This window comes from Coprococcus sp. AF99-45, assembly GCF_027663865.1.
GTDB classification, from domain to species: Bacteria; Bacillota; Clostridia; order Lachnospirales; family Lachnospiraceae; genus Allocoprococcus; species Allocoprococcus comes.
The window spans coordinates 38,230-62,101 of record NZ_JAQDGZ010000010.1; the positions used below are offsets into that span (position 1 = coordinate 38,230).

Below are 23,872 nucleotides of genomic sequence, written 5' to 3' on the forward strand. Positions count from 1 at the left end.
AATTTGCGGAGGAAAAGATACTGTGAAAATTACAATAGAGGAACTGCAAGAATACTTATTCGACCATTATAAAAATGGTGGGATTGACCAAAGCCTGTTTATGAAACTCGTAGAAGAAATAGGTGAAGTGGCAGAAGTACTAAATAAAAAGGCAGGTAGAAAATCTGTTGGTCAAGAGGATTTACAAACCCAATTAGGTAACGAATTAGCCGATGTGGTACACTACACTATTGCGATTGCTGCATTAAATGGAATTGATATGAATGATATTATACTCTCTAAGGATAAGGATGCATCCATAAAGTATAATCACAGAATAAATTTAGAGCAGTTTGTAATGGAACGCAGAACGAAAGATAACGACTAACAGTTCCAGTTGTTCAGGATGAATGACAGAGCAAAAAAATATGAATTTGAAGAGGTAGTGATTATGAAAAGATTGATAGCAATGGTTCTTTGTCTTTTATTTGTTATATCTTTAGCTGGTTGTGGAAAAGGAAATACAAAAAATTTAGTTATTGATTATGGGACATCATCTATATACACAAAAGATGACATGGATGAAGCTATTGATGTTATAAAGAAACAATTTAGTTCTTTTGAGGGGTGTGAATTGCACAGCCTATCTTATACATCTGATGATGCGTGCAATAATGAGGATAATATTGCCTGGATGAATGAATTGGAGGAAGCAAATGACAATAAAGAGAGTTTCACACAATGTATTTCGTTTGATAGTAGTTTCAGGTCACCTAAAAATGGAGGTGGAGCGTGGAACGCTAATGAAGAATACACATGGTCATGGTGGTTGGCGCGTAGCGAAGGCGGAACGTGGAAATTAATGACTTGGGGATATTAACGGTCGGTTCCTAAGTAACAAATAACAGTTTGTCTAAGAAAAAAAGATACCAACCATTCTCAAAAATGCTTAGTATCTTTTTTCTTTTGTTCTGTCATTGTCCTATGCTGAAAGCTTTTCCACCAATTCCGGCAGGCACTTCTCAAATAATTCCCGCTATCTTTGATACCCTTCATCCCGGAGTGGACCTTGCAGTGATGTCAGAGACCAAAGGAGCAGCTCTTCCTCTTCCACAGCATACGGAGAGGTATAGACAAACTTGTTCCCATCAAAATGCGGTTTTGATAATTTCAGTATTTCCGTAATCTCTCCTTTCGTTTTCGCCTGCATAATCATTTCCACTTTCTTTCGGTGGAACTCGCAGACGATGCTCTCCAGAAATCCCTGCTTCAGATAAAATTCCGCCCTTCCATAGAGTTTTACAAGCGCCTCTACTCTTTCATCGAATAACTTGTCCTTTTCACTGACTATCATCTGCGCCAGTGCGTTTGCGTGTTCCATAACCAATGCTGTTCCCATTACATTTTCTCCCATAATAAAAGCTGGTATAAGAAATTTCTTCTCACACCAGCATGATTCTTTTATTCCTCAGTGATGATCTCACTGCTTAATTTTCCATGTACCAGATAGCGATAATTCCGTCTGGAATTGACACAGGTAGACAGCGTAACTATCCGATCCGTTGCCGACAGCTCGGTGCCGGTATCATAATCCCCATAAGAAGACACCGTATCCAGAAATATCTGAAAATCTTCCGCTTCCGGGAAATGATACCTATATCCCTCACTTCCGGTTCTTCCCGCATAGCAGGAAAAGATACGATACTTGAGAATCTTTCCCGGCAGGTAAATATAAAACTCCGGATGCTGTTCAAATAACGTTTGGTCTTGGTACTTATCCAGAGTTCCGAACATGCTCCCGTTTTTCATATTATGCCCGTACACGATCGTATTCTGATCCGTAAAGTCCGGCTGATTATGGCAGTCCACAAAGATGCTCCCGTTGATATTGGATTCTCCCGAAAAAAGGTGATGAAGATAATATGCATTATCTTTCCCCTGTACCACCGGATAACTAATATCCAGTGCCGGAATCTGAATCCACGCTATGACATCCGGATTAACCGCTTTTAAACCTGCAAAATCAATTTCTAGATACCTATTCTTAGGTTCCTCCTTTTCTTTCTCAGACTCCGGTGATTCTTCTTCCTCTGGTTCCTGAACATATTCCTGCAGTTTCTCGTAACTTACGTCCCCTTTCTGATACTTCAGATAAGCACCAAAGAGTTTTCCTGCCGCTGCGAGAAAAACAAGCAGCAGACAGATAATGAGTCCTGCAAGCACCGTATTTCCTTTTTTCCTCATGATTGTTCTCCTTTCTGAAGAGCCGAAGTCTGTGCTCCGGCTCCTTCCTTCTGTTTGATGGCAGCTAAATAGTCATCAATCCCCTTGAGTTTCCCGTTCCACTCCCCGTTCTCGTCCATATCCCAGACCATCCGGTTCATCGGCAGGGAAAGCTCCCGGCAGATTTCATAGACCTTATTGCAGCCGTTCTGGATAATCCTCCGTTTCTCCGCCTTATGCTGGCAGATAACAGGGGAACGCTCAAAACAGACCGCACACTTACTGTCATGCTTATTGCAGGCTACTTTCATCTTCTTATCCATGTCATACGCCTCCAAAAGCTGTTTCATCCCATATCCTTTCATCCGCTCCAGCACCGGTTTCAGATTCCGGTACTGGTTCACTCCGGCAACGCACACAAAGGTAGCGCCGGACAGATAATGGGCTATGGTCCCTTTTAAGGCTCCTTCGGTCAGATAGACACGTTCTGCGGCAAGATCACCGATCACATGTACCGGACTTCCGGAGGAAACTCCCTGGTCATAATTGACACTGGACAGCCAGATATATTTTTTCGTGTCAGTCACATGATCTACCCGGATCTGAAAACCCTGGATGAACCCGTCCAAAGAAACTATGGGAATCAGGATTCCTGAGTTTTCTGCTTTGAAGTTAATCGTCCAGTTTCCGTCTGTATCCCGGTAGAATCCCGGCACGCCTTTCACCATATATCCTTCTTCTGCCAGCCTTTTGACCAGCTTCTTCATTCCAAACAGCGGGACACTCCGGTAACGCTGTGCTTCGATCTGTTCCGGTTTTAATCCTCGTCTTTGCAGATCCTCCTGATGCTTCCTGTTAAGCGTGAGCATGGACAGCATTCTCTGATACGTCCGGTGGATTTCCTCTATGGGTGCAAGCTCTGCCGTTGCCTTTTCTTCCTGTACCGGCGTTGCTTTGATATAATCCGTCCGGTATTCTCCTTTTCCTAATGCTTCCCGGATCTGCTGATTTGCTTCGGAGAGTGTAACATTGTGCAAATCCGCATAAAGCTTCAGCATCCCCCCGGACGCATCACAGCGGTTGCACCGGAATACATTCTTTTCCACATTGATATTCAGTTTTCCATGCGTCTCTCCACAAAACGGGCAGTCATAATAGTTTCCCCGCCGCTTTCTGAGATGCAGCACCTGCACCACATCCAGTATTCCATAATCAAACCCAGACATATCATAATACATCCCGGTCTCTTCCTCCTTTCCCCCGCAGAAAAAAGCTCTCTGCGGGGTTCTTCCTTAACCAGCCATCGGCATTGCTTTTTGTAAAATTACCTTTGCTGCCGCCGGAACCAGATTGTTCGGTCCGGAATATTGCTCGGCAAACCACTGGATCGTTGACGGGCTTTCAACTGCCACCTGTCCCATGGTCTTTCCGCCGTATTTTCCCTTTCCCGGAATCACAGTCCCGACTGCCATTTCATAGTTCATGTGTTTCATCAGTTCTTCTACCGGAAGGGACGTATCCAGATTCTGTAATGCTCCCTGCAGCATCTGTCCGGTCTTTGGCGGCGTAGAGGCAGCCGGAGCGGAACCGTAGCCAGGCATTTGTCCACTGCCATGGTAAATGGTGCTTCCCGCCGCCTGTGCCTGCTGATAGAACTGATTCATCATCTGCTGGCCTGCATATTCCGGCTGACCTGGCATCTCTCCATAAGTTGGCATAGGGGCATTTGGCATGACACCCGAATCCGGCATGGCTGCATTTTCCATGGCACCTGAATCCGGCATCTGTGGATTCTGATATGGAATTCCGGCATCTACCTGTGCAGGATCATTTTCCTCTCCCACATCCGCAAACTGCACACCATATCCGGCATCCGATAATGCCCTTCCTACGGCTGCTGTTTCTGCCATTTCCAGAAATTTGTCTCCAAACTTCGGGTCATCGCTCCGGAATTTCTGCGAAAAGGAATTGGCTACATAATTGTCTTCCTGATCACATTTATCCAGATAGATACGTGCTTCCACAACTGCCATGTTCTCTGTGAAAGTGATAATCCGGCTGATGATCTTTCCTGCCGGATTGACCAGACGAAACCATAGCTTCCGGTATTTCACATCCAGATAAAGCTGCTCCTCCTGCCCTTCTTCTCCAATCTTTCTTGCCAGTTCCATCGGATGGAAGCCATCCACACGGTTCAAAGCGGCAACTGCCTCTGATTTCTTATACAATAATTCTTTCATTCTCTGCTCCTTTCATTTAGAAAAGCAGACGTTCCCCTATATAAGAGTAATAGTCCGCTTATTTCAAAAATTGAAAAATATTTTTAAACAACAAGTTTTAACTGCTCCATTTCCGGTTTCTGTTCACTCTGATACTGATCGTAATACTGTACGATCCGCTCACTCAGAATGGTGTTCCTTGTCCCGCTGTCATCCGTATGGATTGCCTGACAGACTGCAGCCCATTCCCCTACCAGATAAACCTTTCTTTTCGCTCTGGTCACTCCGGTATAGAGAATATTGCGCTTCAGCATCATATAAAAGGCTTTTACCCAAGGGATGATGACAACCGGACATTCGGAACCCTGTGCCTTATGGATGGTTGTTGCGTTAGCATGTTCGATCATTTCCATCTGGTCAGCTTCATATTGCACCTGCCGCCCATCCGGGAATCCGATCACTGCCCTGGCATTTCCATCCTCATCCGTGATACAGTCCAGTATCCTGCCCAGATCGCCGTTACTCGCCATCTCGGTATTTTTATTCTGTAAAATCTTATCGCCAACCCGGAACACCTGACTGCCGATATGCAGTTCCTTCTTCCCTGCGATTGGCGGATTTACAAAATCCTCCAGAGATTTGTTCAATTCATCCACTCCGGCAGCACTGCGTTTCCGATACGGAGTCAGGATCTGTACCTGATCCATGCCGTTTTTTGCAATCTCGTCCAGATAAATCCTCCGGACAATCTCTGCCGCTTCATCTGCTCCTTTACAGGCAATGAACTGAAAATCCTCCCCAAAGCTCAGATTAGTCTTATTCTCCTGCATCAGTTTTGCATTATAAGGTATGCTGCTCAAAGCGCCCTGCCGGTAAACCAGATCCAGTACCGTGACCGGAATCAGCCCGCAGGCAATCAGTTGCCGGAACACATCCCCGGCTCCTACGGATGGAAGCTGGTTCTTATCCCCGACTAAAAGGACTCTGGCATGTCTGCTAACCCGCCGGAAAAATTCATAGGCAAGATGCATGTCCACCATGGACACCTCATCTACATTTAGAAATCCGGCAGACAGGTACTCAAAATCCGGTTCAAAATCCGTATCATCTCCCAAAAGCCCCAGGGCCAGATGCATCGTGGATGCATTTTCACAGCCGGTACTCTCCACCATACGTCTTGCCGCACGTCCGGTCGGAGCCATAAGCTGTACCTCTGACCTGCATAACGCCTGATGGATATAGAGAATCACCTTGAGAACCGTTGTCTTTCCGGTTCCGGGACCTCCGGTAATAATACTGATGGGATGTGCAAACACCATCCGCACTGCCTGTTTCTGTGTTTCTGACAGCGTGATCCCCAGTGTCTTCTGTGCCTTTTCCAGCTCCGGTTCAATGGACAGCAAAACCGGCTTCTCCAAAAGCCGTCTGGCTATCATGGAAGCGGTCTGTGTTTCTTCTTCATACTGCCGGATAGAATAGATCCGTTCTTCCTCCACAACAATGCTTTTTTGCAGCACCAGCCGGTAAAGCACCTGACTGACATCCTGCTCCGATACTGCCATGACCTGCAGATCCCGGTTCAGCATTTCCAGTGCTTCCCTGATAACCTCCTGACGCTGCTTAAACAGATGTCCTTCTTTCATTGCCTGATTCATGATATGTCCGATGCACCCGGATATCCGCATGGGATCATTGAGTGCACAGCAGCACTGTCTTCCGATCGCATCCACAGTCAGAAACCCGAAGCCTTTGACTGCACTCAGCATGTAAGGGCGGTGCCGGATAATATCCACCGATTCATTTCCGAATTTCTTCAGAATCATATTCACTTTTTTGGGTGTTACCTTAAAAGGCGCCAGAAACGTCATCAGTTCCCGGAACACCTGGTTTTTTCCATAGGACTCCACAATAGCAGCCAGCTTCTTCTCGGAAATTCCACGGATCTTCAAGAGTTCCTGCGGGTTGTTTTCCATGATTTCCAGTGTCTGAAGCCCAAACTTCCGGAAAATAGTATCTGCCATCTTGGGACCGATACCTTTGATTGCACCGGAAGAAAGGTATCCTAAGATACCCTCCTTTGTCCGTGGTACAACCTCCATGAAATTTTCCACCTGATACTGAGTTCCATGCTCTCCGCTCTCCCATCTGCCTTCCATCTCAAGCTCAATCTCGTCTGTAAGCGGAAGACCGAATCCAATCGCTGAGAAGCCGATGATATTCCGGGATGCCAGATATTTGTCTCTGGCTGACAGGGGGACAGACGTATCCTGTGTGGTGAATATGGCAATCGTATACCCATTCTCCTCATTCTGGAAAATCTTATGTTTAAATCTGCACCTCATTGTTTATATCCCTCCAGCTTTTTATCCGCATCCGTTCATTTGGTTTTCTCATTACGCCGCCTCCTTCTTAATTCGGAAAGTACGGCTCTCCGTTGTTTTTGTATATTCCTCATAGATATCCGGATGCTGGTTTTTCAGCTTCTCCATCTGGTCTTTCCCAACCGAAGTACGTCTGGTCGGATTATAGGTAATACGGTAACGGTTCGTACCGTCCTCCAGCACTGCCTTGCAGCCCTGCCCCAGCTGTTCCACAAAAGGAACACTGATTGCCCGCTGTTCTGCTTCGATTTCCTTTTTCCGTTTTTCCAACTGTGACTTTTCCTCCGAAAGGGTAAGATACTTCTCAAGATTTTTTGATTCCAGACCGGAAAGCACAATTTCCGGAATAGATTTGTCTGCAAAACCACCATAATTACGGATATTTGCCAGAACCAGATCGGAATTCCCGTTATGCGGCGGTACTACATTTTTCAATACATGTTCCTGCCAGAAATACGTTTCCTGATCAATGATGTCTTCTTCCTCAATCAGATCACGCTCAATGGTACGATACACAAACTCATTCTCGTTATTTCCATACAGGCATGCGATAAAGGCTTTCTGCATATTCATCACAGACAGATAATGCCTTACCTGCAGCACATAATGAGCTGGAATACCCTCATCAGCCCACTTATCTTTCGCATTATAATTGCAGGTTTTACATTCCAGAATCGCAAATGTCCCATCCGGCATACGAACAAAAAAATCCACATCTGCAAGCATGAACGGATATAATGGATGCCGGAACATGACACGTACCGGAAATACTTCCAGTCCGGTCTTTTTGGAAAAGATTTCTGCCACCAGATCTTCCAGCCGGTGTCCGACTTCCTTGGCAACCCAGTTGCTTTCCTCTTCCTCCTGAATGACCGGCTGCACACCTGTTTTGTTGTAAAACAGATCCCGGATAGTGGCAAATGGAGAGATCCCCATGATTGCCGCTACATCACTGCCGCCGATTCCTTTTTTGCGGTATTCCAACCAGTCTTCTCTTGACAGGTTACTGATATCCACAACCTTTTCCGGTGTATACTCTGCTTTGTTATTCATTCCAATTCCTCCTAACATTTGACTGCTCCATAAACGTCATATTTTTTCCAGTCTTTTATAAGCGCCTTCGTAATATCCTCCTCCAGCTTCAGGATGCCCTGTCCGGACATTCCTTCACAGGCTGCAAAAAAGGAGGCTTCATTCATGGCATAATAAAGATCATGTGCCGTACAGGCACCTTCCCCGTTCTGGGATACAAATAGCTCCACCACCTCATTCCGGATCTTCTGTTTAATGCCAAGTTCCTTCATCAGCAGCTTCAGGCAGTTCACCGGATTACGGATCTCAATGTCCATAAGCTGAGTAAGATTCTTCATCGCATCCACATAGCGGGCGCATACCTGCTCCAGATTTTTCCGGAAGTCCAGAATCGTTGCCCCTTTATCGTGAGCCAGCTTGATTGGACTTCCCAGACTGATAACGCCGTTTGGTCCGTCTGTCAAAAGCATCGGATACAGATTTGCACCGCTCGCTGCCACGTCAGATGTGGTAAAACGAAGTGCCGGTGACAGGATCTTCTCATCCATTCCGTGTGCATCCAGTGCTTTTCGGTAAGTATCCAGAAGTTCCTGACTTCCTCCGAGCTTCCACATGGCAGATACAATGGAATGGTCATAGATACCAGAGCCCTCCATGTAAACACTGCCTTTGAAATTCAGATTCAGATATTCGCAGGTTGTCTCAAACATGGCTTTCATATCAAGGATGCAATAATCATGTTTATCCCCGCCATGTACTGCGGAAACCTTTCCGTCCGCAATCTTAATCAGGGCATCCCCTTTTGCAACCCGCAGGCAGTAATTGACTACCTTCGCATATGTTGCCTTATCCAGCTTGCGAAGCCCGTCTCCATTGACACCTGCGCGGCTTAAAATGGTGCGGATGGCACAGTCACGTACCGGATAGGATTCTCCTCTCATTTTCAGTACAAGCTGCGTATTCTTCTCTGTATCCTCCAAAATTTCTTCCATGGATGCATCTGCCGCATCCAGATTTTGAGCCTCCTTTTCCAGTGGTGCCAGCCGTAACGTATTCGTTGGCTTTCTGATCCATTTGGCATTTCTTCCTCTCTCTGCCAGAAACTCCAGCAGATCTTTTACTTCTGCAAAGGATCTCTCAAATCCATCTGCATACACTCTTGCTTCATTCATGTTCTTATTCCACCTTTCTTAAAATAATATTTATCCATCAACAGCCGAAGCTGGTTGTGGCATGCAACTATGCCGAAACCTAAATGTAAGCACAAAAAAAGAATGAAAAGAGAGTCTTTTCTCTGTTCATTCTTAAAAGTCTGGTTTCTTCCTGAAAAAACAAAAGTGCCACGCAGCCAAAAAAGGCATACCGTGACACTCACTACAAACATAAACAACTTATGCCAGGAATCAGCTCCTGCTGTTTCCTGTAAGTTTGGAGATTCTTATGAATCCCGAAACTCCCCAAAAAGGGTGTGCATAAAATAAACTATATCAGTATACTAGCACAAGATATTCCTCGTGTCAATTCAGGCTTATACTATATATGGTGTTTATATTTGTTCAAAATACTACATCTATTTTTCTACTACGAATTCAATCTTCTCTTTCAGATACTCCTGGCAGCCAAACCGAACCGTTCCACACTGCTTTGACTCCTCTTTCGCCTTTTCATTACAGCAGTCCAAGTAGGGACAATCGTTACATTGATTCCGCAGTGCTTCCTTCGCCCATTCAATTTCCTGCTCATTTCCTATAATCCGCACAGACATCCACTTCCTTTGCTATCATCATACCCCAAAATCCATTTTCTATCATCCATAATTTCTTTTTTTGTATCATTTTAGTAAATTACGGTTATATTACGGAATAATCACTATATTTCAAATATATCTCTATTTTATTCCGTAATTTGCTGTAAGTAAATAGTTTAAAATGTGGAAGAGAGGTGTAAATGTATGGATAAAAACTTTATTGGAGAACGCATCAGCGAACTGCGTTTAAAGAAAAATGTATCTGAATATCAGATGAGTCTGGATCTTGGCAAAAATAAAAGCTACATCCAGTCCCTCACTTCCGGACGTTCTCTGCCTACCATGCAGAGCTTTCTGGATATCTGTGACTATCTGGAAGTCACTCCTCAACAGTTCTTCGATTCAGAGCTGCACAATCTTCCTCTGATTGACAAAGCAACTGATCTGATGAAACAACTCGATGACGAGGATATGCTTGCGCTCATTTCCATGCTGAATCGTCTGGCTCTAAAACGCAAATAGATTTCCGTGGCTGCCAAATCAAGGCAGCTTTTATTTTTATCATTTTTTCTTAAAATTTTTCAATCTTAAAGAAAAGCCCCCTATTCCTTAATTGAATGGGTAATATATCCATTCGCCGTACCTTGAAAACAAAAGAAATCTTTCGGGAGATTGATATAGGTGACTGCAGATAGTTTGCATCTTCGCACGCCTGCAGCTTAATAGTTACAAAGTAACACCGTTTTACGTGGCCGGAACGGGCATAGGAACTGGCTTCTGAAAGAATAACATAGACTTTTGGGATTTTAGCTTATAGCGCTTTTATTAGAGAACTTTTACTCAAAATTTGATATAATAATAGACAGGTATCAAGTTGATTCCCTGTCTGTGGAAAGGAGATTCATGATAACTGTAACAAAAAGGGATTTGATTGAATTAGGCTACGGTCCTTCCTTTGCTGCTGATATTATCAAAAAAGCAAAGGAACTTATGGTAGAAAAGGGGCATACCTATTATCAATCCAGAAAATTAGACAGGGTTCCAAAAGAAGCCGTTGAAGAATTATTAGGGATTACTTTGCCCGATAAGCAAGAATGATCGTGCTTTTTGCATTTTAGTAAGGAGTGAAATCATGGCAAAAGATCCAATTAAAAAAGCAGAAAACGGCACTTATTATTTTCGAGCCAACCTCGGATATCATCCTGTAACCGGAAAACAGATTCAAAAATACCGCAGCGGATTCTCAACAAAAAAAGAAGCCCGTGCCGAGTATTCCAAATTGATTCTTGCATCAACGGAAGAATTAGCTGATAAGAAGGAAGACATTACCTTCAAAAAGTTTATTGAAGAAATCTATCTTCCGTGGTACAAAACTCAGGTGAAAGAAAGTACCTACAAGAATCGTTACTCGACCATTCAAAAACACTTTGCCTATTTCTACAAGAAGAAAGTGTCCGAAATAGAAGCGATAAATGTACAGACCTGGCAGCTCAAGTTGGCAAAACAATTCAGTCCAAACTATGTACGCATTGTTCAGGGAATGTTATGTTTAGCTTTTGACCGGGCGATTATCCTCGGACTTGCAAAGAAGAATCCTGCCCGCATGATCGGCAATATCAAATCTAAAAAAGTAAAGATTGACTTCTGGACTTTGGAGGAGTTTCAGAAGGTAATATCCCTGCTGTACAAAGGTGACTACTACGAGCACTATCTCTTCATCTCGTTCTGGCTTTTATTTATGACTGGAATGCGTATTGGAGAGGCTGCCGCCTTACAGTGGGATGATATTGATTTTGAAACAGGTATGCTGATTATTAGTAAAACACTGTACTATAAAACAATGAATGACTACAAATTCGTTGAACCTAAGACGCAGGCAAGCAACCGTACCATTTATATTGATGCTGATACCATCAAGGAATTACAAGAATGGAAGGCGGTCCAGGCAAAGGTTTTACCAAATTGTGGATTCGTACTGAGTTATAACAGTACACCCACCAGCAAAACAACGCTTCCAAGAGCATTAGAGAAATTGGCAAATTTAGCTGGTGTCCACAGAATCAAAATTCATGCCCTGAGACATTCGCATGCTTCCCTGCTTATCAGCATGGGCGAAAATCCACTGCTGATTAAAGAGCGTCTTGGACATGAAAAAATACAGACGACACTAGGAACTTATGGTCATCTGTATCCAAACACCAATATTGAGATTGCAAAGAAGCTGACCGGGGTTCTCAGCTACCAGTCAGCTTCTCAAAGTATTGCTAATTATACCAGTAATCAGCATACTGCAATGTATCACAAAGAAATATAAAAATGCAATGATAATGCAATTTCAAACACCCAAAGCCGCAAAGCCCCGTGGTTACGGGCTTTGTAGCCCAGCGTCAACTATTCAAATTCTACAAAGACTAACGCTTTTTGTTTAGGAATTATTCTCTGTAATGTTTCTCGTTCTTTTGATTATTTGATATATCCATATTATCCTGCCTATACGAGCTAATGTTATCATTTTGTTATCGGCATTGATAACACCTACTCGATAACTGTGGATAATAACTATATGTAGCATGTCAAATTATAAGCTATTTTGCTTAGAGATTCAACACAAAACTGAAATTTTACTTTTCCTTATATTCATCTGGTATTGCTATTTGAAATGTTTCACACAACAGCATCACATCATGCACATCATTTTTATCGTGTTCATATCCCAAATGAAGCATTACCTGACTCAATGGTTCAATACAAGAAACAGTTATATCTCCAACTTTTCCAATACCGGAAAAAGTTTTTGATGGAAATATATCTCCCTCATAAACAATTCCGTCATCTGTAAATTCAAAACAATGTAAATCAATGATTCTTTGTTTATCATCTTTCCAGACAGTATGACCATCCGTTGTATAATCAGTATTTACTTCCTCAAATCCATGCTGCTTAATCACATAAATATAATCATGATAATGTTTCAGTTCAACAAACAAATCAATATCATTGTGTATTCTTGATTCTCTTTTAAGAAGTGCATCAACACCCCATCCGCCATCTAAATATACTTTAATTTCGTTTTGCAAAGCATATTTTATAATTTCACATGCATCTTCTGTACGTACCATAATCTATCCTCCAAATTCAAATCTTTGTATGCTTTCCAACTCACTAAAAGCCTGAAATTTGTCAGTCTTTCATCCTTTTTGTTATCAATCACCAATTAGCTGTAATCCATTAGGATTTAGCTGATATATTTTATCGCACACCTCTTCAATATACTTTCTATCGTGAGAAATGCTAATGACAGCCCCCGGAAATTCTCGGAGCATTTTTCTTATTACCGGACCGGACAATGGTGAAAAATTTCTTGTCGGTTCATCCAGAATAAGAACATTTGCACCACTTAAGCTCATCCTCAAGAGAAGCACTTTCGCCTTTTGTCCGCCTGATAACTCCCGAATCGGATGCTCCATTTCATCTGGTGTGTATTTAAGTGAACCAAGGTATGTTCTAATTCTTGTACGCTCTTCTTTATCTCCTGTTTTATCAAGGTAATCAACCGGTGTAACATCCAAATCCAGCAGGTCTTCATAAGTTTGAGGCATATATTCTGCTTTAATGTCATTCCGATTTAGGAGTTCTTCCGCTATCTTTTTTAGAAGAGTCGTTTTTCCTGCCCCGTTGGCTCCTATCATACAGATTTTTTCTGAACCTTTTATTTTTAAATGAATTCCTTCTGCTAAAATTCTTTTGCCATCCGGAGTCACAAGCTTTGAAAGTTCATATTCTATGACCGTTTTTCCTGCGGGAATGTGTGAGTTTTCATCCCCTAATTTGACAAAGATTGCTTCTTCCTGTTCCGGCATCTGAGTCATATTTTCATCTTCTTTTTCAAATCTTCGTTCCATTGCCTTAACCGTATGCATTTTGTCCTTTAAGTTTTTGGCAACAGACGGTGCTTGTCTGGTACAACTTCTTAATGCACCTTGTACACTCTGCATAACTCTTTGATATTTTTCATCGCGAATCTTTTTCTCCCTACGGTCACTCAGTGCCCGCTGTTTTTGGATTTCAAATTTATGAAGCCGTTCTTCCACATAGCGTCTATAGGGAAGCTTTGCCACGGTATATCTCGCCTTTGTTTTTCGTATAATCTGCTCGATATGTATCACCATGTTGGCAGTACGCTCTATCAGCGTTTCATCGTGTGAAATAAAAAGCACAATGTGCTTCCAGTCATTTATGATTTTTTCCAGTAATGTAAGCGTCGCAATGTCGATGTCATTGGAAGGTTCGTCCAACAACAGCACAGAAACATCGCGAATGAAAAGCCTCATAAGTTGTGTCTTGACTTTTTCGCCTCCTGAAAGACTACCCATTGTCTGGTTACTGTAGAAAAAATCATTTTTCATTCCAAATTTTCCCGCAATAACAGACAATTCTTTAGGCGTTTTCTCCCAGAATATTTCCTCTTCAGAAAAATATTCGTATATTGTTTTTTCCTTATCTTCATCGAGCATCTCCTGCGGAAGATAACCAAGACGTTCGTGTCCCATTATCCTTTCCCCATCTGCTTCTATATAGTTTTCTACAAGCGACGGATTGTATATCCACTTCATTAATGTCGATTTCCCATTTCCCTCTTCTCCAATAATAACTGCCTTATCTCCATCATTTAGCACAAGGTTGAAATCATTAAGAATTATTCTCAGGTCTTTTTTATGTGTTAAATTTAATTTTTTTATCTGCAACATTAAAGTTTCTCCTTTTCGAAGTCTGAGCCAATTATTATTTTGAACACACAAAAACGAGTCTTTTTTGCATACGCAAAAATAGACTCGCTAAATAGCCCCTTATTTCTTTTCCAAAAGGAAAACAAAGGAAATGCCTCTTGCGATAATCCAACTTAAGCGTACACAAAACAAACCTATTCTCTACAGGCTCAATAACTATATGTGTCTTACTTAAATCAAATTATCTATTAATCATTTCCTCACCTTACACAAAATGTGCCTTTCTTTCTTCTAATGGCAATACTATCATACTGTATTTTTTGTGTCAATACATTTCACCTTATGGAAGTGCAAATTAAAATTTTCACTTCCTAATTATACATCCAACCATTACGAAATTCAATCTTTCACAACCTCTTTACAACCACAACCACAGCACTCCAGCAAACGCAGGAGCACCATACCGTAAAACGCTTATGTGTAAATCAACTCCGTTCCTACAACTTCCCTCACACAAGCCTGAATATTATTCATTCTTCCAATCCATTCGTAGGGATTATCTTTCTTTAATTGTTCCGTCACATCTTGTCTGTCGGCATATTCCTTTACCAGTCGAAGAAACATATCCTCTGCTTGCTTATCGACTTCTGCAAGATAACTATGCAGCTTTCCGCTTGTCAGCAGGTTCATATATAACACTTTATAGTGTTCCTTTAAATGCCTTGCATGTCGTTTCCCCCATAAACCAATCGGCTCTATTTCTTCTTCGGCTGGTACTGTGATGTTCGGCAATAAATAATCACCCACCTGTCTATAAGTTCCGCCCATTTCTTCAAAAATTGTCTTTGTCATTTTCCTTTTCCTCCTGTGATTTTTGTCTATCGTGATCGTGTATTATCACGCTTGCGACCTTTAACTGTTCTTGCCTGCTCCAACAAATCATCTATCTGTTTGCGACCAAAAACCTTACGGAGCAGGCTGTAATCTTTATTTTCTGCTTTTAGGATTTTGTTTTCTTCGGTCAATCTTTCATTGACTTTCTCCAAACGCTGATTGGTGCGGTATAACTGTGCATTCGCTGTATTCAGCCTATGATAGTTGTCCCACCCCTCAAAGCAGCGGGCAAGCACCGTTTTGACAAGTTGCTTCAATTTCCTTACAACCGGCTCTGCCATTTTGGTTTTATATGCCTTTGCAGTCATAAATTTCTCTGGTTCTGGCAACTGATATTTCGGTGCAGTATCAAGCTCTATTTCAAGATTTGACAGCTCGTCTTTTGCCTTATCATAGTTCAATACTCGTTCCGACAACACATCAAATTCAATCTGTTTCTGCTCGATTTTCGCACCTAATGCCGCCACTTCTTTTTCTCTTTCCTGCTTTTTATAATCCAAAACAGAAAGATGTTTTTCGTGTGTGCCTAAATGTTCCCACTCAATCCCATAACGTTCCATCACCGCCGCAAGCTGTTCTTTTTCGGACTGTATCCATTGCGACCACTCCGTATCGCCACGACTGCCGCCCTTAAAACCTTGCGTTGCAAGAGCCTGCTTTAGTGACACTCTTGTATCAAGTCCACGCTTGCTGCCTGTGGTAAAAGGTACAAAATCTATGTGCAGATGTGGTGTAGCTTCATCCATATGCAGATGAGCCGAGAACACCCGAAGCTGTGGATTTCGCTCCTGAAAACCCTGATAGTATTCATCTAAAATCTGCTTTGCCAGTTCTCCGTTTTCCGTATCGGCGTTCATATTTCCCTTACCGCCCACCTGTAAAATGATTTCGTGGAACGGTTTTTCCTGCTTGGAACTTCGGATTTTTTCATAATAATCTTTTATCTTTCGGTCTGACCTTATCTGCTTGGCATTGTATCTTTCCAATGCTTCATCAAACAATTCGTGATAAACTGTCTTTATATTTTCATTGCAGTAGTCGATATTGAGATGAGTACGAGTTCCGTCTACATTTTCTGCTCGGAACTTTCGGCTATTGTGATTGACCGAGCCTTTACCGACCATTGCACTTATCGTTCTCTGCATTTTTTCATCTCCCATCTGTAAATTTCAACATTCTCAGGTTTTGTTACTTTTGTCAAAAGTAACGCAAAAGCACTTTTGACGGGTACACCCATCAAAAATGCGACCTGTAAACAGGTTTTGCGTTCTCCGAAGGCTCTCCGAGGGGTGAGCGTGTGCCGGTGGCACACACGCCTGCGAACCGACCGAGCCAGCAGGCGAGACCAAAGAGCCGCCTTTGAAAAGGCACTCTCTGCACACTCCCCTAAACTTTATCCGGTGTCAAAGTGTGACGATGGTGACAATGTTTTTCACAGCGTGCTGCTCTCAAAAACATTGACACCTTTGACACCGTTTGTCACGCCGTCTGCTCGGTTTCTTTCCAAAGTGAAACCTTTCTTCCGTCGTGTGTGCGGCTGTTCTGATAACGGATACCGTAATCACGAAACAGCCTGCTTGCGTTGATACTGAGCCTTAAAGAAAGTACATTCGGCTTTATATCCACCGCAAGCCTTTCGCAAAGTTCCGAAGCAGTTCCTTCCCATCTGTCACTTTCCGAAAAGAGCGTATCCGCTATCTTCTCAAGCAGAGGTTCGGGCGGTTCTTTCCACATCTCCGTTTCCGATTTTGCAAAGTTCCACACCAATCGCTCGCTGTCCCTTACAAGATGGATTTTCATATCCTGCTGGTCTCTGCCAGCAACATCAAGTGTGGCATTGTTGGAAGTACGCTTGTCCTTACTGAGAACAAATGCACCGTCTGCCGCACCCATCAGACCATTCGTGCCTGAAATCATATCGAATATATCTTCCGATTTTTGTTTGCGTGTATGATGAACAATAAGCATTGAAACCTTGTAACTGTCTGCCAACGCTTTCAGCCTTGCCACAACATCATAATCACTTGCGTAGCTGTAATCTGCTCCGCCTGCTTCACGCACACGCTTTAAGGTGTCTATGATAATCAAGCCTGTGTCTGGGTGTTCCCTCATAAACCCTCTTATCTGTTCTTCCAGTCCGCCATTGACCGTTTTACATTCCGTTGCGAAATACAGATTGCCTGTCTCCTTTGCACCGAACATCTGAAACAATCGCTTCTGCAAACGTGGGTAATCATCTTCAAGGGCAAAATAAAGCACCGTTGCCTTACGCACCTTATACTCCCAAAGCGGTGTGCCTGTGCTGATATGATAGGCAAGCTGTGCCATCATAAAGCTCTTTCCCACTTTCGGGGAACCTACGAAAAGGTAAGTTCCCCTTTGGAGCAGACCGTCGATAAGTGGTGTCTGAACCTCAAACACCGTATCATACAGCGTTGTCATTGATACTGTTTTCAGATAGGAAGGGTCTAACTGTCTGAGTATTTCCCTTTGCATTTCTTCAAAAGATTGCTCGTACCCCTTGAAATCCGTATCCTGATTGACTATACTATTGTCAGTACATTTGGAAAGTGACTGTTCCGCATCTGTTGCCGCAGATACATTTGGAATAGTCATTTCTTTTTTATTCTCCATTCGCATCCTCTCCTTTCAAACCGCCGAGAATAATGGAAATCAGTTCTATTACACTCAGCAGTTCATCATCCACACCTTTTCCTGCTTCAATCCTTTTCAGTTCCGCAAGGACTGTGGCAAATTCCGTTTTCAACGCCTTATACACTCTCGGATTGCCCTGTACCACCACATCCTGATTTAAGCAACGGCGGTAACAATACTCCTGTTTTGGCAATCCTGATAGAGCTACAGCTCTGTTAATGAGTTCGTTTTCTTCGGGCGATACTCGAAACCCTACTGTGATATTCCTCCAACGATTTTTGTTATCTCTGTTCTTAGCTGACATTTTCAAAATCTCCTTTCCCTAAATCATCTAATTTTTCTGCCATCTCAATCTGCTTTGACGGAAAGAGGTGTGCGTACTGATAAGTAATATCAATACTTTCGTGACCAACTCGGTCAGCAATCGCCACCGCAGAAAAGCCCATATCAATCAAGAGTGAAATGTGGCTGTGACGGAGATCGTGAATGCGGATACGCTTCACGCCTGCCGCCTTTGCCCCTCTGTCCATCTCGTGATGAAGATAGCTTTTCGTCACCGTAAAGATACGGTCTTTCTTCTTCAATCCGTAAAGCATACCGAGATATTCTTTCATTTCCTCACACAGAAACTTCGGCATTTTAATCGTGCGGTTGCTCTTTTTCGTTTTCGGAGAAGTAATCACATCCTGCCCTTTCAAACGCTGATAGGATTTATTGATTGTGACTGTTTCCTTATCAAAGTTGAAATCTGCCGGAGTCAAAGCTAACAGCTCGCCCTCTCGGATACCGCACCAGTAAAGCATTTCAAACGCATAAAAGGAAACAGGCTTGTCCATCATCTCAAAAGAGAATTTCTTGTATTCTTCCTTTGTCCAGAACAGCATTTCCTTGTGTTCCTCACGTCCCATATTTCCCACCTTTGCCGCAGGATTGGAACGCAGTTCATAGTAGCGGACAGCGTGATTGAAAATGGCGGACAACTGATTGTGCAGCGTTTTCAGATACGTCTGTGAATAAGGCTTTTTCTTCTCATCACGATAGGCAAGCATTTCATTCTGCCAAGTAATAATCTCCTTTGTGGAAATCTCGCTGATTTTCAGTTTCCCGAAATACGGAAGTATCTTTGTGCGTATGATATGCTCTTTGGTAAGCCACGTGTTTTCCTTCAAACGGTTCTTCACATCATTGATATAAAGCTCCGTAAAGGCTTCAAAACTCATATCAAGGTCTGAAGAAGTCTGCAATTTGAACATTCTTTCCCATTCCTGTGCTTCTCGTTTGGTAGCAAAGCCACGCTTGCATTTCTGCTTGCGTTCCCCTTTCCAGTTCACATACCTTGCCATCACATACCAAGTACCGTTATCTTCATTCTTAAATACCGGCATTTACATTTCCCCCTTTCCTGCTCCGTAGAGCCTTTCGTAAAAATACTGGCGATTTACACGCCCTGCAATCGTAATAAAGCCCTTTGCTTTCAATTCCTCATTTAATTGTCTGATGAGTTTATATGCATAAGGTTTTGATACGTTTAGTTCCTGAGCCACATCTTCGGCTCGGATAAATCTGTTTTCCATATCCTTTTTCTTCCTTTCTTAAAATAATTTTTTGCTTGCCGCTTTCTCCGTGTTAAAGTTCCAACAGGCACTCCTGCTTGTCGGCAGGCGCTGTGCTGTCCCAATGCACCGCAGTACATCAGGCGCTCGCTCGTATAGGGGTTCCCGAAAAGTCGGAGACTTTTGGGGAAGAGGAGGAGCAGTGCAGCGAATGAGCTTTTGTGCTTGCACACAAGCGAACGATACGGAACTTGCTCCGACGAGGTCTTGGCGGTTTGGCTTTTCGGACGGTCATTCAGTTGTCGCATTAAGCATATTTGTTTAATTCGTAATTTATTTTACTAAACATATTTGCTATTGTCAAGTGGTTGCAAAGAAAATATTAAACATTTTTGTTTCGGTTTTTCTTGACTTCCACTAAACATTTCTGCTATACTTATTTCACTAAATATAAAAGGAGCGTATCATTATGGCTATCAGCGAAAGAATACATTTTTTCAGACTAATGCGTGGTATGACACAAAAGTATCTCGGTACAGCAATCGGTTTTCCAGAAAAGAGTGCTGATGTGCGTTTGGCACAGTACGAAACTGGTACACGCAAACCGAAAGCAGACCTTACAAATGCATTGGCACAGGTGCTTGATGTTTCTCCACAGGCTCTTGATGTTCCTGACATAGACAGCTATATCGGTCTTATGCACACTCTGTTTACCCTTGAAGATATTTACGGTCTTACTGTCAGTGAAGCAGACGGAGAGGTATGCTTAAAGGTCAACAAGGACAAAGGCAGAGAAGCATATGAACTCCTCAAAATGCTGTATGCTTGGAAAGAACAGGCAGACAAGCTATCTTCCGAAGAAATCAACAGAGAAGAATACGATAACTGGCGTTACCATTATCCAGAGTTCGACACCACACAGCGTTGGGCAAAAGTTCCATCACAGGAATTAAGTGACGCTCTCGTGGAAGCATTCAAAGACCACTTGAAAGATAAATAAGCACCTACAGGACCTGCCACTGGCAGCTCCCTACAGATGCTTTGGCAACGACAAAAAAGCCCTTAACTATGGTTATTAACCACAGCTAAGGGCTTAGTTTATAATATGGAATTTGTTCAGAGCCAAGCTCCGAACTTTAGTCTGCAAGCCACCTGTTAATTGTTCCGTTACCCATAAACCACTGGATAACAAGAATAATGGCACTTGCTATGACTGTTATCAATTTGTTATCAAAAGACTAATCGAAATCGCTGAAACCCGCATAAACACTGGCTTTTTTAAGCAACTCGATTTATTCAAACTCAATCGTTCCCGGCGGTTTACTCGTCAGATCATAGAATACTCTGTTAACCCCTCGAACTTCATTGATAATTCTGCTCATTACTTTATCAAGTACTTCATACGGAATCTTCGCTGCCTCAGCAGTCATAAAATCTACCGTATTCACTGCACGAAGTGCAACTGCATAATCGTAAGTTCTCTCGTCACCCATAACACCAACGCTTCTCATGTTGGTCAGGGCTGCAAAATATTGTCCGATGCTGCGGTCAAGTCCCGCGTTTGCAATCTCTTCTCTGTAAATTGCATCTGCATCCTGTACGATCCGTACTTTTTCAGCCGTTACTTCTCCGATGATACGGATTCCAAGTCCCGGTCCCGGGAATGGCTGACGGAATACAAGCTTCTCCGGAAGTCCAAGTTCAAGACCTGCCTTGCGGACTTCATCTTTGAAGAGATCACGAAGTGGTTCAATGATTTCTTTGAAATCAACATACTCCGGAAGTCCTCCTACGTTGTGATGAGACTTGATCACTGCTGATTCTCCGCCAAGTCCGCTTTCTACAACATCCGGATAAATCGTTCCCTGTGCAAGGAATTCTACTGCACCGATCTTCTTTGCTTCTTCTTCAAAAATACGGATAAATTCTTCTCCGATAATTTTACGCTTTGCTTCCGGTTCTGTAACTCCGGCAAGCTTGTTGTAGTATCTTTCCTGTGCATTGACACGGATAAAGTTCAGGTCAAACTGACCATTCGGTCCAAATACTGCCTCAACTTCATCGCCTTCATTCTTACGAAGAAGACCGTGATCTACAAATACGCAGGTAAGCTGTTTGCCGATTGCTCTGGAAAGCAGTCCTGCTGCCACAGAGGAATCAACTCCGCCTGAAAGCGCAAGAAGTACTCTTCCGTCCCCAACTTTTTCACGGATTTCCTGGATGGTATTTTCAACAAATGCATCCATCTTCCATTCGCCGACACATCCACAGACATTCTTTACAAAGTTGTTGATCATCTTGGTTCCTTCCGGTGTATGAAGCACTTCAGGATGGAACTGGATTGCATAAAGCTTTTCTGCTGCATTTTCTGCTGCTGCTACCGGACAGTCTGCTGTGTGTGCAGTAATCTCAAATCCCGGTGCCACCTGCGAAATATAATCAAAATGGCTCATCCAGCAGGTTGTTGTTGCAGATACATTTTCAAATACTTTGGAATCTTTCTTGTCGATGATGACTTCTGTCTTACCATATTCTCTGACGTCAGCTTTTTCAACTTTTCCGCCAAGTACGTGAGACATAAGCTGTGCACCATAACAAAGACCAAGTACCGGAATGCCAAGCTTAAAGAGTTCTTCAGAATAAGTCGGTGAATCCGGTTCGTAACAGCTATTCGGTCCTCCTGTCAGGATAATTCCCTTCGGGTTCATTGCTTTAATCTTTTCGATATCAATCTTATAAGAATAAATTTCGCAATATACATTACATTCCCTGACACGTCTTGCGACAAGCTGGTTATACTGTCCACCAAAGTCAAGTACAATCACTAATTCGTTCTTCAAGGTTTTCCTCCTGTAAAATACGATCCTTTCAGACCGCTTTTTCTATTTATTGCTTTTATATTTTATTATAGTAGAGCTCTGGATGTTTTACAAGCATTTTCTATCGCCCGAACCAAAGTTTGAACTCTGGTTCGCAATTAAAACTCATATTCAGGCATCATCTTTCTAACCATCTTACAAATGACAACTTTCTTCTGTATTTATACAATTGCCCCATGTTTCCACTTTCCATTAAAGTACCGGATAATAAAACAGATTGCACGTACTACCCAGTCGATCACCATTGCAACCCACACGCCAAATACTCCCAGTCCCATATATTTTCCTACCAGATAACTGAATCCGATCCGGAAAATCCACATCGACACAATCGATGTATACATACAGGCTTTTGCATCTCCTGCCGCACGATACGCTGCTGGAAGAGCAAATGAAAGTGGCCAGATAATCATTGCACTGATTCCATGGAAATGAATAATATTTGTTGCTGCCGCAGCTGTCTGATCTGACAAATTGTATGCTTTCAAAATCAATGGAAGTGCAAGGAAAATAAGTGCTACCGTTCCCACCATTGCCACATAAATGATCGCAAGCAGTTTTTTCAGATAGTAATGTACCTGTTCATAGTCATTTGCGCCGACGCACTGGGAAATAACTGTCGTAATTGCCAGCGAGATCGCCATTCCAGGAAGAATCTGGAACAGCGCAATCGCATTGGAAACTGCATTTGCCGCAATTGCATAAGTACCGAAGGTTGAAACCAGACTCAGCACTAAAATTTTGCCCAGCTGAAACATACTGTTTTCCAGACCATTGGGAACCCCAATTGCAAGTATTTTCCGTATCATTCTTCCATCAAACCGGATTTTCCGTGTCCGCTCAATATGCAAGATACGTGTCTGATTGCAGAGCAACACTGTTATCACTATCGCGGCAACCATTCTGGAAATCAGTGTCGGTATTGCAACACCCGCCGTTCCGATCCGTAATCCGAACACAAGAATTGCATTTCCGGTTACATTGATTGCATTCATCAAAAGCGATACCCGCATGGATACCTGCGAATTCCCCATCGCACGGAAAATTGCTGCCCCACCATTATATAACGCGATAAATGGAATCGAAGCTGTTACAATTAGCAGATAAATATCTGCATGTCCTTTTACTTCCGCTGTAATGTGACCAAATACCTGATTCAGAATTATATCTTTTCCGAAGTAAACCAATATCATGATCGCAACCGCACTAAGACTCACAAACCATACCAGCTGTGTAGCCGCTTTACATGCTGATTTTTCATCTTTCCTGCCAATATACTGTCCGGCAACAACTGCTCCACCAGTCGCCAGTGCTGCAAAAATATTGATGATCAGAATCATAATATTGTCAACCAGCGACACGCCCGACACAGCTGCTTCTCCAACATTTGCAACCATAATAGAATCTGCCATCCCAACAAAAACTGCCAATAACTGCTCGATTACCAAAGGTCCGATCAGATTTGCCAGTTCCCGATTGGAAAACAGATAATGACTTCGATCCTGTTTTTGTTTCGTTTTCCCCATTCTTCTCTTTTCCTGTCCCTTCTCTTTTGTATATCCCCGTTTTCTCTATTATATACT

Annotated in this window: 24 protein-coding genes; 6 read left to right on the forward strand and 18 right to left on the reverse strand. The window is 42.8% G+C overall.

All coding sequences use genetic code 11. From position 1 onward, the window contains the following. Positions 1–22 precede the first annotated feature (22 nt). Positions 23–367: a MazG nucleotide pyrophosphohydrolase domain-containing protein gene (locus tag PGR14_RS09045; RefSeq protein ID WP_008373991.1), complete on the forward strand. Its 345-nt coding sequence runs from the start codon at positions 23–25 to the stop codon at positions 365–367. A gap of 63 nt (positions 368–430) precedes the next feature. Then, a complete protein-coding gene (locus PGR14_RS09050; RefSeq protein WP_021865125.1) occupies positions 431–859 on the forward strand; it encodes a hypothetical protein in 429 nt (142 codons plus the stop codon). Positions 860–1,015: 156 nt separating this feature from the next. On the opposite strand, the gene PGR14_RS09055 is transcribed toward PGR14_RS09050, so the two are convergent. The 8 genes from PGR14_RS09055 to PGR14_RS09090 all read right to left on the reverse strand — a co-directional run bounded on the left by PGR14_RS09055 (position 1,016) and on the right by PGR14_RS09090 (position 9,593). After that, a complete protein-coding gene (locus PGR14_RS09055; RefSeq protein WP_243023830.1) occupies positions 1,016–1,378 on the reverse strand; it encodes a hypothetical protein in 363 nt (120 codons plus the stop codon). Positions 1,379–1,440: 62 nt separating this feature from the next. Beyond that, positions 1,441–2,223: a class B sortase gene (gene srtB / locus PGR14_RS09060; RefSeq protein WP_270223286.1), complete on the reverse strand. Its 783-nt coding sequence runs from the start codon at positions 2,221–2,223 to the stop codon at positions 1,441–1,443. After that, positions 2,220–3,440 carry a CHC2 zinc finger domain-containing protein gene (locus PGR14_RS09065; protein WP_270223287.1) on the reverse strand — a complete coding sequence of 407 codons (1,221 nt, stop codon included), beginning with the start codon at positions 3,438–3,440 and terminating at the stop codon, positions 2,220–2,222. The genes srtB and PGR14_RS09065 overlap by 4 nt, the downstream gene beginning before the upstream one ends. A 54-nt stretch (positions 3,441–3,494) precedes the next feature. Next, on the reverse strand, positions 3,495–4,442 hold the full coding sequence (locus tag PGR14_RS09070; RefSeq protein WP_005333375.1) for a hypothetical protein: 948 nt from the start codon (positions 4,440–4,442) through the stop codon (positions 3,495–3,497). An 83-nt stretch (positions 4,443–4,525) separates the two neighbouring features. Further along, positions 4,526–6,763 (reverse strand): SF1B family DNA helicase RecD2, encoded by a 2,238-nt coding sequence (recD2, locus tag PGR14_RS09075; RefSeq protein WP_173824886.1) that lies wholly within the window; start codon positions 6,761–6,763, stop codon positions 4,526–4,528. A gap of 51 nt (positions 6,764–6,814) precedes the next feature. Continuing rightward, a complete protein-coding gene (locus PGR14_RS09080) occupies positions 6,815–7,873 on the reverse strand; it encodes a YqaJ viral recombinase family nuclease (protein WP_005333354.1) in 1,059 nt (352 codons plus the stop codon). Then, positions 7,867–9,006, reverse strand: coding sequence for a hypothetical protein (locus PGR14_RS09085; protein WP_005333353.1), 1,140 nt, complete (start codon positions 9,004–9,006; stop codon positions 7,867–7,869). The genes PGR14_RS09080 and PGR14_RS09085 overlap by 7 nt, the downstream gene beginning before the upstream one ends. Positions 9,007–9,404: 398 nt before the next feature. After that, entirely contained in the window at positions 9,405–9,593 is a 189-nt protein-coding gene (locus PGR14_RS09090) for a 2-ketoisovalerate ferredoxin oxidoreductase (RefSeq protein WP_442872481.1), read from the reverse strand. Between the two features lie 192 nt (positions 9,594–9,785). On the opposite strand from PGR14_RS09090, the gene PGR14_RS09095 reads away from it, so the two are divergent. The 3 genes from PGR14_RS09095 to PGR14_RS09105 all read left to right on the forward strand — a co-directional run bounded on the left by PGR14_RS09095 (position 9,786) and on the right by PGR14_RS09105 (position 11,895). Further along, positions 9,786–10,103, forward strand: a complete 318-nt coding sequence (locus PGR14_RS09095) for a helix-turn-helix domain-containing protein (RefSeq protein ID WP_005333350.1) — start codon at positions 9,786–9,788, stop codon at positions 10,101–10,103. Between the two features lie 381 nt (positions 10,104–10,484). Then, positions 10,485–10,679 (forward strand): DUF3173 domain-containing protein, encoded by a 195-nt coding sequence (locus PGR14_RS09100; protein WP_005333349.1) that lies wholly within the window; start codon positions 10,485–10,487, stop codon positions 10,677–10,679. A gap of 34 nt (positions 10,680–10,713) precedes the next feature. Continuing rightward, on the forward strand, positions 10,714–11,895 hold the full coding sequence (locus tag PGR14_RS09105) for a site-specific integrase (RefSeq protein ID WP_005333347.1): 1,182 nt from the start codon (positions 10,714–10,716) through the stop codon (positions 11,893–11,895). A 307-nt stretch (positions 11,896–12,202) separates the two neighbouring features. Here PGR14_RS09105 and PGR14_RS09110 read toward each other — a convergent pair whose 3' ends face one another. From PGR14_RS09110 to PGR14_RS09145, 8 genes are all read right to left on the reverse strand, one after another. Continuing rightward, on the reverse strand, positions 12,203–12,700 hold the full coding sequence (locus PGR14_RS09110) for a nucleotidyltransferase domain-containing protein (protein ID WP_009247521.1): 498 nt from the start codon (positions 12,698–12,700) through the stop codon (positions 12,203–12,205). 84 nt (positions 12,701–12,784) lie between these two features. Next, entirely contained in the window at positions 12,785–14,329 is a 1,545-nt protein-coding gene (locus PGR14_RS09115; protein ID WP_009247522.1) for an ATP-binding cassette domain-containing protein, read from the reverse strand. Positions 14,330–14,782: 453 nt separating this feature from the next. Then, positions 14,783–15,160, reverse strand: coding sequence for a TnpV protein (locus PGR14_RS09120; protein WP_009247523.1), 378 nt, complete (start codon positions 15,158–15,160; stop codon positions 14,783–14,785). 26 nt (positions 15,161–15,186) lie between these two features. Next, entirely contained in the window at positions 15,187–16,326 is a 1,140-nt protein-coding gene (locus tag PGR14_RS09125; protein WP_019190307.1) for a plasmid recombination protein, read from the reverse strand. Between the two features lie 355 nt (positions 16,327–16,681). Then, the gene (locus tag PGR14_RS09130; protein ID WP_009247525.1) at positions 16,682–17,836 is read right to left on the reverse strand and encodes an AAA family ATPase; all 1,155 of its coding nucleotides are present in this window, start codon (positions 17,834–17,836) and stop codon (positions 16,682–16,684) included. Then, the gene (locus tag PGR14_RS09135) at positions 17,826–18,161 is read right to left on the reverse strand and encodes a plasmid mobilization protein (RefSeq protein ID WP_009247526.1); all 336 of its coding nucleotides are present in this window, start codon (positions 18,159–18,161) and stop codon (positions 17,826–17,828) included. The genes PGR14_RS09130 and PGR14_RS09135 overlap by 11 nt, the downstream gene beginning before the upstream one ends. Beyond that, positions 18,151–19,242 (reverse strand): site-specific integrase, encoded by a 1,092-nt coding sequence (locus tag PGR14_RS09140; RefSeq protein WP_009247527.1) that lies wholly within the window; start codon positions 19,240–19,242, stop codon positions 18,151–18,153. The genes PGR14_RS09135 and PGR14_RS09140 overlap by 11 nt, the downstream gene beginning before the upstream one ends. Continuing rightward, on the reverse strand, positions 19,243–19,431 hold the full coding sequence (locus PGR14_RS09145; protein ID WP_009247528.1) for a transcriptional regulator: 189 nt from the start codon (positions 19,429–19,431) through the stop codon (positions 19,243–19,245). Between the two features lie 448 nt (positions 19,432–19,879). On the opposite strand from PGR14_RS09145, the gene PGR14_RS09150 reads away from it, so the two are divergent. Then, on the forward strand, positions 19,880–20,410 hold the full coding sequence (locus tag PGR14_RS09150) for a helix-turn-helix domain-containing protein (protein ID WP_009247529.1): 531 nt from the start codon (positions 19,880–19,882) through the stop codon (positions 20,408–20,410). A 292-nt stretch (positions 20,411–20,702) separates the two neighbouring features. On the opposite strand, the gene guaA is transcribed toward PGR14_RS09150, so the two are convergent. Then, positions 20,703–22,250 (reverse strand): glutamine-hydrolyzing GMP synthase, encoded by a 1,548-nt coding sequence (gene guaA, locus PGR14_RS09155; protein WP_008374035.1) that lies wholly within the window; start codon positions 22,248–22,250, stop codon positions 20,703–20,705. 200 nt (positions 22,251–22,450) lie between these two features. Further along, positions 22,451–23,815, reverse strand: a complete 1,365-nt coding sequence (locus tag PGR14_RS09160; RefSeq protein ID WP_055248177.1) for an MATE family efflux transporter — start codon at positions 23,813–23,815, stop codon at positions 22,451–22,453. Between the last annotated feature and the right edge of the window lie 57 nt (positions 23,816–23,872).

Excerpts from the sequence above, each read along its gene's own strand:
- PGR14_RS09150 (WP_009247529.1), top strand. The coding sequence starts at position 19,880 with ATGGCTATCAGCGAAAGAATACATTTTTTCAGACTAATGCGTGGTATG.
- PGR14_RS09130 (WP_009247525.1), bottom strand. The coding sequence starts at position 17,836 with ATGGAGAATAAAAAAGAAATGACTATTCCAAATGTATCTGCGGCAACA.
- PGR14_RS09100 (WP_005333349.1), top strand. The coding sequence starts at position 10,485 with ATGATAACTGTAACAAAAAGGGATTTGATTGAATTAGGCTACGGTCCT.
- PGR14_RS09115 (WP_009247522.1), bottom strand. The coding sequence starts at position 14,329 with ATGTTGCAGATAAAAAAATTAAATTTAACACATAAAAAAGACCTGAGA.
- PGR14_RS09050 (WP_021865125.1), top strand. The coding sequence starts at position 431 with ATGAAAAGATTGATAGCAATGGTTCTTTGTCTTTTATTTGTTATATCT.
- PGR14_RS09140 (WP_009247527.1), bottom strand. The coding sequence starts at position 19,242 with ATGCCGGTATTTAAGAATGAAGATAACGGTACTTGGTATGTGATGGCA.
- PGR14_RS09065 (WP_270223287.1), bottom strand. The coding sequence starts at position 3,440 with ATGTATTATGATATGTCTGGGTTTGATTATGGAATACTGGATGTGGTG.
- PGR14_RS09145 (WP_009247528.1), bottom strand. The coding sequence starts at position 19,431 with ATGGAAAACAGATTTATCCGAGCCGAAGATGTGGCTCAGGAACTAAAC.
- PGR14_RS09095 (WP_005333350.1), top strand. The coding sequence starts at position 9,786 with ATGGATAAAAACTTTATTGGAGAACGCATCAGCGAACTGCGTTTAAAG.
- PGR14_RS09070 (WP_005333375.1), bottom strand. The coding sequence starts at position 4,442 with ATGAAAGAATTATTGTATAAGAAATCAGAGGCAGTTGCCGCTTTGAAC.
- PGR14_RS09120 (WP_009247523.1), bottom strand. The coding sequence starts at position 15,160 with ATGACAAAGACAATTTTTGAAGAAATGGGCGGAACTTATAGACAGGTG.
- recD2 (WP_173824886.1), bottom strand. The coding sequence starts at position 6,763 with ATGAGGTGCAGATTTAAACATAAGATTTTCCAGAATGAGGAGAATGGG.
- PGR14_RS09085 (WP_005333353.1), bottom strand. The coding sequence starts at position 9,006 with ATGAATGAAGCAAGAGTGTATGCAGATGGATTTGAGAGATCCTTTGCA.
- PGR14_RS09080 (WP_005333354.1), bottom strand. The coding sequence starts at position 7,873 with ATGTTAGGAGGAATTGGAATGAATAACAAAGCAGAGTATACACCGGAA.
- PGR14_RS09110 (WP_009247521.1), bottom strand. The coding sequence starts at position 12,700 with ATGGTACGTACAGAAGATGCATGTGAAATTATAAAATATGCTTTGCAA.
- srtB (WP_270223286.1), bottom strand. The coding sequence starts at position 2,223 with ATGAGGAAAAAAGGAAATACGGTGCTTGCAGGACTCATTATCTGTCTG.
- PGR14_RS09160 (WP_055248177.1), bottom strand. The coding sequence starts at position 23,815 with ATGGGGAAAACGAAACAAAAACAGGATCGAAGTCATTATCTGTTTTCC.
- PGR14_RS09105 (WP_005333347.1), top strand. The coding sequence starts at position 10,714 with ATGGCAAAAGATCCAATTAAAAAAGCAGAAAACGGCACTTATTATTTT.
- PGR14_RS09125 (WP_019190307.1), bottom strand. The coding sequence starts at position 16,326 with ATGGTCGGTAAAGGCTCGGTCAATCACAATAGCCGAAAGTTCCGAGCA.
- PGR14_RS09055 (WP_243023830.1), bottom strand. The coding sequence starts at position 1,378 with ATGGGAACAGCATTGGTTATGGAACACGCAAACGCACTGGCGCAGATG.
- PGR14_RS09135 (WP_009247526.1), bottom strand. The coding sequence starts at position 18,161 with ATGTCAGCTAAGAACAGAGATAACAAAAATCGTTGGAGGAATATCACA.